The sequence below is a fragment of the Methylophaga sp. UBA2513 genome (genome assembly GCF_002341285.1).
GTDB lineage: Bacteria > Pseudomonadota > Gammaproteobacteria > Nitrosococcales > Methylophagaceae > Methylophaga > Methylophaga marina.
On the sequence record NZ_DDNT01000021.1, the window covers coordinates 60,298 to 60,680 of the forward strand.

1 protein-coding gene is annotated in these 383 nt (G+C 42.8%); it reads left to right on the forward strand.

Features of this window, described 5'->3' with window-relative positions:
- Positions 1-383 (forward strand): hypothetical protein (locus tag B3V56_RS12810; RefSeq protein ID WP_289284366.1); only part of this gene is annotated, 383 nt, incomplete at both ends.

Genomic DNA, 383 nt, shown 5'->3' on the forward strand with positions numbered 1-383 from the left:
GATATCGAGCCAACGATAGAGCAAACAACATCAAGTTCTGTGACTGAGAACGATTTGAACTATGACGTTAACATTATTGATGAACGTCAGCTTGACGATAATTCAACGCGAATTTCGGCCATGTATCCAGCATCAGATGAGCAAGCAGATTCACCTCTTGTTGATGCGGCAGAGCAAGCGACTTCCGATGTAGAGCAGTATTTCAGTGAGGATGAACTTGATATCGGGGAACCTGTGAATCTGGTTGATCCGAAATCTGCTGTATCGGATATGTGGCAGGATCTGACTGAAGAACCATTGCCTACTGATGATGACTTGGATCAGATGTTTAAAGAAATCAAAGATCTTGAAAATGCTTCTGATAATGAAGAAGGCGAGGACGA